11 protein-coding genes are annotated in these 8,603 nt (G+C 37.6%); 8 read left to right on the forward strand and 3 right to left on the reverse strand.

Annotation, left to right across the window (positions count from 1 at the left end; translation table 11 throughout):
- From QMD21_02240 to QMD21_02270, 7 genes are all read left to right on the forward strand, one after another.
- The coding region (locus QMD21_02240; GenBank protein ID MDI6855591.1) for a 4Fe-4S binding protein at nucleotides 1-422 on the forward strand (422 nt) is incomplete at its 5' end.
- A 12-nt stretch (nucleotides 423-434) separates the two neighbouring features.
- Nucleotides 435-866 carry a hydrogenase iron-sulfur subunit gene (locus QMD21_02245; GenBank protein MDI6855592.1) on the forward strand — a complete coding sequence of 144 codons (432 nt, stop codon included), beginning with the start codon at nucleotides 435-437 and terminating at the stop codon, nucleotides 864-866.
- Nucleotides 860-1,861, forward strand: coding sequence for a Coenzyme F420 hydrogenase/dehydrogenase, beta subunit C-terminal domain (locus QMD21_02250; protein MDI6855593.1), 1,002 nt, complete (start codon nucleotides 860-862; stop codon nucleotides 1,859-1,861). The genes QMD21_02245 and QMD21_02250 overlap by 7 nt, the downstream gene beginning before the upstream one ends.
- Nucleotides 1,862-1,867: 6 nt before the next feature.
- Entirely contained in the window at nucleotides 1,868-2,911 is a 1,044-nt protein-coding gene (locus tag QMD21_02255; protein ID MDI6855594.1) for a 4Fe-4S dicluster domain-containing protein, read from the forward strand.
- Entirely contained in the window at nucleotides 2,908-3,726 is an 819-nt protein-coding gene (locus QMD21_02260; GenBank protein ID MDI6855595.1) for an FAD/NAD(P)-binding protein, read from the forward strand. Before QMD21_02255 ends, QMD21_02260 begins: the two co-directional genes overlap by 4 nt.
- Nucleotides 3,727-3,733: 7 nt before the next feature.
- On the forward strand, nucleotides 3,734-4,996 hold the full coding sequence (locus tag QMD21_02265) for a hypothetical protein (protein MDI6855596.1): 1,263 nt from the start codon (nucleotides 3,734-3,736) through the stop codon (nucleotides 4,994-4,996).
- A gap of 49 nt (nucleotides 4,997-5,045) precedes the next feature.
- Nucleotides 5,046-5,777, forward strand: a complete 732-nt coding sequence (locus QMD21_02270) for a PAC2 family protein (GenBank protein MDI6855597.1) — start codon at nucleotides 5,046-5,048, stop codon at nucleotides 5,775-5,777.
- A gap of 67 nt (nucleotides 5,778-5,844) precedes the next feature.
- Here the strand turns inward: QMD21_02270 and QMD21_02275 are convergent, their stop codons facing one another.
- Nucleotides 5,845-6,267 carry a hypothetical protein gene (locus tag QMD21_02275; GenBank protein MDI6855598.1) on the reverse strand — a complete coding sequence of 141 codons (423 nt, stop codon included), beginning with the start codon at nucleotides 6,265-6,267 and terminating at the stop codon, nucleotides 5,845-5,847.
- 40 nt (nucleotides 6,268-6,307) lie between these two features.
- Complete coding sequence (locus QMD21_02280; protein ID MDI6855599.1) at nucleotides 6,308-6,748, reverse strand: Lrp/AsnC family transcriptional regulator; 441 nt, start codon at nucleotides 6,746-6,748, stop codon at nucleotides 6,308-6,310.
- Between the two features lie 228 nt (nucleotides 6,749-6,976).
- Between QMD21_02280 and glnA the strand changes: the two genes are divergently transcribed.
- Entirely contained in the window at nucleotides 6,977-8,305 is a 1,329-nt protein-coding gene (gene glnA / locus QMD21_02285) for a type I glutamate--ammonia ligase (GenBank protein MDI6855600.1), read from the forward strand.
- A gap of 1 nt (nucleotide 8,306) precedes the next feature.
- On the opposite strand, the gene QMD21_02290 is transcribed toward glnA, so the two are convergent.
- A partial coding sequence (locus QMD21_02290; protein ID MDI6855601.1) for a helix-hairpin-helix domain-containing protein occupies nucleotides 8,307-8,603 on the reverse strand: 297 nt, incomplete at its 5' end.

Here is an 8,603-nt window from a genome sequence, read left to right on the forward strand (position 1 = left end):
ACGGTTTCTTATTAGAAGCGCATCCCAAACTAAGACCTTTAGATACGTTCACAGACGGTATCTTTCTTGCAGGCTGCTGTCAGTCGCCAAAGGATATACCAGATAGTGTAGCGCAAGCAAGTGGCGCTGCATCTAAAGCAGTTTCTCTACTTGCGAAAGGCGTTGTAGAAACTGAAGGGATAGTTGCAAAAGTAAATGAATTTCTATGCAATGGATGCGGTATGTGCATAGAGCTATGCCCTTTCAAAGCGATAGAATTAAAATCTACCAAGCTATTTGGAGTCACAGTGAATATAGCATCTATAAATGAAGCGCTATGCAAAGGATGTGGAGCTTGTTCCGCAGGCTGCAGAAACGGCGCTATCCAGCAGGCGCATTTCAAAGATCTACAAATGATTAGTGCTATAGATGGGCTTGCTTAAAAGGAGAAAAAAATGGAAAAAGAATTCGAACCTAAAATATTGGCATTCCTTTGCAATTGGTGTAGCTACGCAGGCGCTGATCTAGCAGGCGTGAGTAGAATGCAATACCCGCCGAACATTAGAGCGATTAGAGTTATGTGCTCAGGTAGAGTCAATCCCCTATATGTGCTCAGAGCTTTTCAGAACGGTATAGATGGCGTGCTTGTTGCTGGCTGCCATCCAGGCGAGTGCCATTATCAGTATGGCAACCTTTACGCAAAGCGCAGATTAGCACTTACTAGAAAGTTATTAGAATTCGTAGGCATAGAGCCTGAAAGACTATTTGTAGCATGGGTCTCTGCATCGGAAGGTAAAAAATTCGCAGATATAGCTAAGAAAATGGTTAATGATCTGAAGAAGTTAGGCCCTATAAATCAAGAGCTAAGGAGAATAGAAGAGTGGTAAGCATTGAAGATAAACTCAGAGAAGAGTCTAAGAAAATTATCTCAACGTCTGATTTAAAATATATAATAGGCTATGAAAAAGGCAGCGATAGCTTAAGAGTTACACCCTCCTTCGCAAAAAGTTTAGAAGACATAGATAAATTTATATTCTCGCCGTTCTGCAGTAATAATCTTACTGTCTATCTTACAAAACCATTAACAGAAAGATTCATTGTAGGCAAAGAAGAAAAGAGGAAAATAGGTATTGTAGTTAAAGGATGCGATTCAAGAGCGCTTGTCCAGCTTATACAGGAAAATATTATTGCCAGAGATTCTTTAGTGATAATAGGAATTGTTTGCGAGGGAATAGTTGACATTAGAAAATTGGCTGTGAAACTTAAAGAGCTTAAAATACACGAGAATGCAAAGTTTAGCTCTGCAGAGCTTGTAGAAGATAAGTTTATATTTGAAATAGATGGAAAGAAAATCAATATTCCCAAACAAGAGATAGTATTCGATAAATGCAACTCTTGCAAATATCCTACACCTTTAATTTACGATGTTCTTATAGGAGAGCCTAAAAAGGTCGAAAGTGTAGAAGAGCCTTACGAAGATATCAAGAAACTAGAATCTTTATCTTTGGAAGAGCGCTGGAACTATTGGAAACAGCAATTTAGTAAATGCATAAGATGCTATGCATGCAAAAATATTTGCCCACTTTGCTATTGCAAAGAATGTATTGCAGAAAAGACTACGCCAGTTTGGATAAGGGCTTCGCCTAACTTACAAGAAAATTTGCAATTCCATTTAATGAGAGCTTTGCATCTGGCTGGAAGATGCATAGGATGCGAAGAGTGCGAGCGCGCATGCCCCATGAATATACCGGTAAGAGCATTAACTAAAAAGCTAGAGAAAGAAGTGCTTGAAATGTTCAATTACGAAGCAGGCATCGATCCAAAAGCAAAGCCTTTACTTGCAAGCTTTGACCCTAAAGATCCAGCCGAGTTTATAATGTGATAAGAAATGGAAGTATCTAGAATAATATTAAAACGAAAAATTCAAGAATTTGTGAGCAAGCTTTTAAAAGAATACGAGCTCTATGCGCCTGTAAAAGAAAACGATTTAATCAATTTCTCAGCAATAAATACAAACTCTGAGATAGCATACGATTATTACAATTCTACAAAACCACCTAAACAAATATTATTCACGCAATCTGAAACGCTATTCAAATTTAAGTTAGGCAGAAAATCTGCAGAAATAGAAATGCCAGAGAATAGTAAAAAAGAAAAAATAATCTTAGGAATAAGACCTTGCGATGCAAAGAGTTTTTCACTACTCGATAAAGTGTTTGATAACGAGTACAAGGACAACTACTACCTGACCAAAAGGAGAAGCACAATACTTATAGGATTGAGCTGTCCAAACCCCAAAGCTACTTGCTTCTGTACCTCGCTCGGTAGCACCCCATTCTCTAAAGAAAATTTAGACTTGCTACTTACAGATATTGGCGAAAGTTATTACGTAGAAATAGTGACTGAAAGAGGTGCTAAAACTATAAAAGTAGCTGATGAGCTGTTTTCGAAACCTACTAAAAAAGAAGAAGAAAAAAGAGCTGAAGCTCAAGTAGAAGCAGAGAAAAAGATCGTCCGCCACTTAAGTATTAATAAAATCCCAGATCAACTTGAGAATATTTACGATGCTACAATCTGGGAATCTATAGGAGAGAAATGCATCGGCTGCGGAATCTGCGCATACTTATGCCCCACATGCCACTGCTTCGATATTAACGATGAGCTTAGTGCTAGCAGAACAAAAGGCGCTAGAATAAGAACTTGGGATTATTGTACGCATCAAATTTATACTTTGCAAACCTCCGGCTTCAATCCAAGACCAACTCAAAAATATAGAGTAAGAAATAGAATCTATCATAAATTCAAATATCTTCACGATAATTTTAATATTTTAGGATGCGTTGGTTGTGGTAGATGTATTGAGCATTGTCCTGTGAATATTGATGTCACAGAAATACTATCTAAAATAAACTCTGTAAGTGTAGAAAAATGATTAACCCCTACATACCTGAGATTGCAAAAATCGAGAGTATAAGGAAAGAGACTTTAGATATTAACACTTACAAGCTGGTGTTTACAAAAGAGAAAAATTTTAGTTATAAGCCGGGGCAGTTTGTAATGGTCTCTGTGCTTGGAGAGGGAGAATTCCCAGCAGCTATTGCTTCATCGCCAACTCAAAAGGGCTACATTGAGCTTAGTGTTAGAAAGATGGGTAAGGTAACAACTGCTTTACATAGACTGGAGGAAAACGATGTGATTGGTATTAGAGGACCTTACGGAAATAGCTTTCCAGTGGAGCATTGGAAAAATAAAAATCTTCTCTATATCGGCGGTGGTATAGGATTAGCGCCTTTAAGATCTTTAATAAATTACACTTTAGACGAGAGAAAAAACTATAACAAGCTCTTGTTAATTTACGGCGCAAGAACTCAGGGAGATTTGGTCTATAAGGAAGAATTATTCAAGCTAGAGAAAAGCAAAGACATAGAAGTAAAGCTTGCGATTGATAAGCATGAAGAAGGCTGGACTAGATTTGTAGGGTTTGTACCTGATTATGTCTTAGCTCTAAAACCATCTACTAAAAACGCAATTGCTATAACATGCGGCCCGCCAATAATGATTAAATTAGTTATTCAAAACCTTCTAAAACTAGGCTTTGTACAAGAGCAGATATACACTACTTTAGAAATGAGAATGAAATGTGGCATAGGCAAATGCGGTAGATGCAATATTGGCAATATTTACGTTTGCAAAGACGGTCCTGTATTTACTGCGAAACAGCTACAGGAGTTGCCAGAAGAGTATTAATAAAATCATGGCTATTACAACCACACGCGAAATAAACAAAGTATTGTATGAGAAGCTCAAAACCGAGAAATCGGTTAAAGTGAGTAACTTAGACCGGCAGGATTGCATTGCTGTCAACATAGCTAAAGACGTAAGAATTACAGTTGATGGCAGGGCTGGCGACTTCTTCGGGGCTTATAACAAAGGCTCTACACTCATACTTAGAGGTGACGCAGGTAAAGAGTTAGGCTATAAAATGAGCTCAGGCACTATTGTAGTTTTAGGTGATGTGGAAAGTATTGGAGAATTTAAAGGAGGTAATATTTTAGTGGCTGGCGAACTAAAAAGAAAAGCTAAAATAGAGCTTGATAGCCTAAGTGAAGATGATAAAGCGCAAGTTGCTGGCTTTATAGAAAAAGAACTTTTGGAAAAGCTTAAAAAAGCGAGATATTTAGAAATTGAGAAAAAGAAGATCAAACGTGATAAGCCAATACCACATAATTTAGAGAGTTTGCTGTTAATCAAAGAACCTTCTGAAAGCAAAGAAGTGAGTTTGAGCTTCGAGCTTAACAACCTTAAGTTTACAACCCCTATTTTCTTAGCGCCTCAAACACCCAACCTAGGCTTCGCTTACGCAGGCTGTTTAGCAAATAGTTTCTCAATTTGCAAAAGCAATGAGGAAATTGAAATTGTTAAGAGTAATAATGGAACAGTAATTACAGAATGGCCTGAGATAGAGAATTTAGATTCTTCAGATGCAACAGTAGCGTATTACGAGAATCCTAAGGAGTTAGAGCTTTTAAAAGAAATTACAAGTCACGAGTGCCCAATTATAGCTAAAGTAGCTACTAGAAATATTTACGAATGTACAAAGCAAGCACTAGCCAACAAACCAGAAGCTATAGCGATAGATTGCAGTTATTTCCCAGTTTTAGGAGCTATTCCACCAGCGCTAAAAGCAATTTCAGAAGCAAGGGCAAGTTCTAAACTGTTAGTATTAGCAAATTTGAGAAATGCTGAGGATATTTTGAAAGTTATTGCTCTAGGTGCTGATGGTGTTGGATTGATATTAGAAGATAAACCTGGCGATTGGAAAATCGTAGGTCAAGTAGTCTCAAATATGATGAAAAAATTAGCTGAAGAGCTCAAAGCTCTGCTTGTAACAACAGGAGCAAGCTCTTTAGAGGAACTAAGCCCTGAGAATTTAAGAGCTCTAACCTATGATACAGCTGCAATTACTGGCGTTAAGCTTTTAGGCTACGAGCGAGTGCTACCTCTATGGGAATACTAAACGGAGATTTTAAGTATGATTAAAATTATTTTGTAGTTAATGATGAAAAATGGTTGAAATAAAAATCCATAAATTCAAAGATATGGATCTTAGGGGAGCAACTATAGTAGACGGCTTCCCAACAGTTGGTTTAGTATCTACAATAGCAGCTAACTATCTGATAGGAGCTTTGAACTTAGACCAAATAAGTGCTCTCGACTCGCCTGACTTCCCTGCAGTCTCAATGGTCTATGCGTCTAAACCTAAATTCCCAGCTAGAATATATGCAGATGAAAAAAGCAAAGTTGCGGTGTTCCTTTCTGAATTCACTCCTACACCTTATCTAGCAAGAGCTATTGCAAAAACAATTCTAGAATGGGCAATAGAGCATAAATGCAAACGTATAGTCATACCTGAAGGCTTATCAGTTTCTAAAAAAGATGAAAAGCTTGACGTATACTGTGTGGGGAGTACTGACAGTGCAAGAGCAGATTTGAGAAAATATCAGATAAAGCAGCTTGAAACAGGCATTGTTACAGGTGTTAGCGGTGTTTTACTTAATGAAGGGCGAAGAGCAAACTTTGATGTTATATCGCTTTTCGCAGAAGTAAGGCCTGACATGCCTGATGCGAGAGCTGCAGCTAGAGTAATTGAAGTAATTGATTTATTCATACCTGCACTCAAAATAGATGTCACACCTCTTTATGAAGAAGCAGAAAGAATTGAGAAGTATTTGAGAGTATTAAGGGAGCACTCGAAGCCTGCTGCAGAACCTACTTATGCACCGCAGATGTACGGCTGAGACTGTTAGTTTCATCAAGCTCTGAAATAGTGTTATAAGGGTCTATAGGAAGCCTTTCTTTTTTAAATTACGCTACCTCAGGTCCTCCAACTTTGCCCTCTTTCCTCTTTTTGATATCTATATGTGGCAAAGGGATAGGCGGGGGTAAATGCAAATCTCTAGCTAAGAAAACAGTTTCAGGCATGCAGGTTTGCATTATTGCGTTATGAACTTCATTAGCTACGTTTTCAGGCATGTTCATGGTTTGAGACCATTGTGTAGCGAGCTCTGAAGCATTACCTTCAAAAGTCAATTTACCTTCTATTTTTATAGTCCCTATCGCGCCATAGCTTGTGGTAAATCTAAACTCTATATTAGCTTCTTTATCACTAATCTCTGTAATTGCAGTTACAGTACTGGTATTGTCTATCCTTAGAGCAGGGAACTTCTCACCTCTTTTAGAGAATCTCCGCGCTTCTATACTTGTAAGTTCTATAATTTTTACAGCCATTCCACTTTTTAATAGACTTACGGTAATTTAGTTCTTTCTATCAAACAAGCACTCTTTTCTCCTCTTTTACTATGTTCAGAACTACGTGGGTATTTGTTCTTTCAACATATTCCATGCTAAGTAGCGATTTTATAAAATTATTTAAATCTTGTCTGTTTCTGAGTCTTGCCATAACAATAGAATCGTACTCGCCAGTTACGTCATAAACTCCATAAACCCTTTTGTCTTTTGCAATTTTCTTCTGTACCTCGATTAATTTACCTTTTGATATTCTGAGCTCTACAATAGCAAAAAGCTCGTAGCCTAGTTTTTCTGCATCTATTATTGGCGCATAACCGAGAAGCACAACCTCATTTTCTAATTTTTTCACTCTTGCACTTATAGTACTCAATGATACTCTTAGCTCTCTTGCAAGCTCTCTAAAACTTTTACGTGCATTTAAATTTAAGCTCCTTATTATCTCTAGATCGAGTTTGTCCATAATATCTAAAATAATTTCTGCTATATTAAATTTTTTCAGTGCATTGAACGATTTTTAAGGAAAAATCAAACCAAACGATTGATTTTTGCATAGTAAATATTATATACGATCTGGTAGATACCTAAAATTAATGGCTCAAGATGTTCCTGTACATAGAAACTGGATTAAAGAATGGCTTGAAAATTTATTATTTGAATTAAAGGAGAGGAAGAAAAAGAAGAAGAGAAAATGAGAGATTTAAAATTAGAAATTTTAGAGAGAGTAAAAAAAGAGAAAGTAAAATTCATTCAGCTTCAGTTTATGGATATTCTAGGAGCAGTAAAAAATGTTTCCATTCCTGCAGAAAACTTAGAGAAAGCTCTTGTTGATGGTGTCTTCTTCGACGGCTCCTCAGTTCTAGGCTATGCAACTATTGAAGAAAGTGATATGCGCGTTATGCCAGATCCAAAAACTTTTCTAGTAATTCCTTGGACTGCTGATAATCTAAAAACTGCCAGACTAATCTGCAATATTTACGATGCCAAAGGCAAGCGCTTTGAAGGCGACCCCAGATACTGTTTAGAAAGACAACTAGCAATTATTAAAAAGCAAGGCTTGGTTTTTAATGCAGGCCCTGAGTATGAGTTCTTTCTGTTCCAACTAGATACTAATGGTAGCCCAGTAGCGAAGCCAAGCGACTCAGGTACTTATTTTGATTTAATGCGCGATCGTGGCGATACCGTTAGAAAAGAGATTGTAGGCTATCTTAACCAAATGGGATTCGAGGTAGAGGCATCGCACCACGAAGTAGCACCAGGGCAACATGAGATAGACCTTCGCTACTCTGATGCGCTAACAACTGCAGATAGAGTAACAATGATGAAATACGTAACTAAAATAATTGCGCAGAAATATTCTCTTTACGCTACATTCATGCCTAAACCCATATTTGGAGTTTGTGGTAGCGGTATGCATGTGCACCAATCATTGTTTGACTTAAAAGGCAATAATATCTTTTACGAGCCGAAAGGTGAATATCAACTGAGTGATAAGGCTTTCTGTTTTATAGGAGGATTGTTGCGCTACGCAAAAGAGACTTGTGCAATACTCGCGTCATGGGTGAACTCATATAAAAGATTGGTTCCAGGCTTTGAAGCACCTGTATATATCTCGTGGGCTAACCGCAACAGAAGCGCTTTGATAAGAGTTCCTGCTGGTAGAGTCTTGAAAACAAGACTTGAGTTAAGAAATCCTGATCCTGCAGGCAATCCTTATTTGCAATTTGCAGTAATGCTTGCTGCAGGCATGAAAGGGATAAAAGATAAAATTTATCCGCCGGAGCCAGTGGAAAGAGATATTTATAAAATGAGTGAAGAGGAGCGCAAGCGCTTTGGTATCGATACTCTGCCCAGCAATTTAGGGCATGCTCTTTCATTAATGGAAAATAGCAAACTTATTAAAGAAACGCTAGGAGAACATTTATTCAAGCATTTTCTGCATATTAAGAAAGAGGAATGGGGTGAGTACAGAATAAAAGTTACAGAATGGGAAGTTGATAATCTATTGCCGATTTTGTAAATCAGCGTATCTGTTCTTTAATACTTTTTGCAACTGCAAGACCTATCTTTTCAACTTTAGCAAGCTCTTCAACACTTGCTTTCCTCAAATCTTTCAAGTTTCTAAAGCCTGCTTTAAACAAAGCTCTAGCTCTTACCCTGCCTATTCCTTTTAGAGCAACCAATTCTAGCAACTCTTCTTTTACACCATATCTTACTCTAAGTATAAGTTTGCTAAGTCTTGGCATGACTGAGGGATTAAATAACTTAGCAAGCTCGCGCATTGAGTAAAGAAGCCATTCTGAAGTATCGGTCTTTGA

Source organism: Candidatus Thermoplasmatota archaeon (assembly GCA_030018475.1).
Taxonomy (GTDB): domain Archaea; phylum Thermoplasmatota; class JASEFT01; order JASEFT01; family JASEFT01; genus JASEFT01.

Bases quoted from the DNA above. Each gene is read 5' to 3' on its own strand.
- QMD21_02255 (MDI6855594.1), top strand. From the start codon at position 1,868: ATGGAAGTATCTAGAATAATATTAAAACGAAAAATTCAAGAATTTGTG.
- QMD21_02260 (MDI6855595.1), top strand. From the start codon at position 2,908: ATGATTAACCCCTACATACCTGAGATTGCAAAAATCGAGAGTATAAGG.
- QMD21_02245 (MDI6855592.1), top strand. From the start codon at position 435: ATGGAAAAAGAATTCGAACCTAAAATATTGGCATTCCTTTGCAATTGG.
- QMD21_02265 (MDI6855596.1), top strand. From the start codon at position 3,734: ATGGCTATTACAACCACACGCGAAATAAACAAAGTATTGTATGAGAAG.
- QMD21_02275 (MDI6855598.1), bottom strand. From the start codon at position 6,267: ATGGCTGTAAAAATTATAGAACTTACAAGTATAGAAGCGCGGAGATTC.
- QMD21_02280 (MDI6855599.1), bottom strand. From the start codon at position 6,748: ATGGACAAACTCGATCTAGAGATAATAAGGAGCTTAAATTTAAATGCA.
- QMD21_02270 (MDI6855597.1), top strand. From the start codon at position 5,046: ATGGTTGAAATAAAAATCCATAAATTCAAAGATATGGATCTTAGGGGA.
- glnA (MDI6855600.1), top strand. From the start codon at position 6,977: ATGAGAGATTTAAAATTAGAAATTTTAGAGAGAGTAAAAAAAGAGAAA.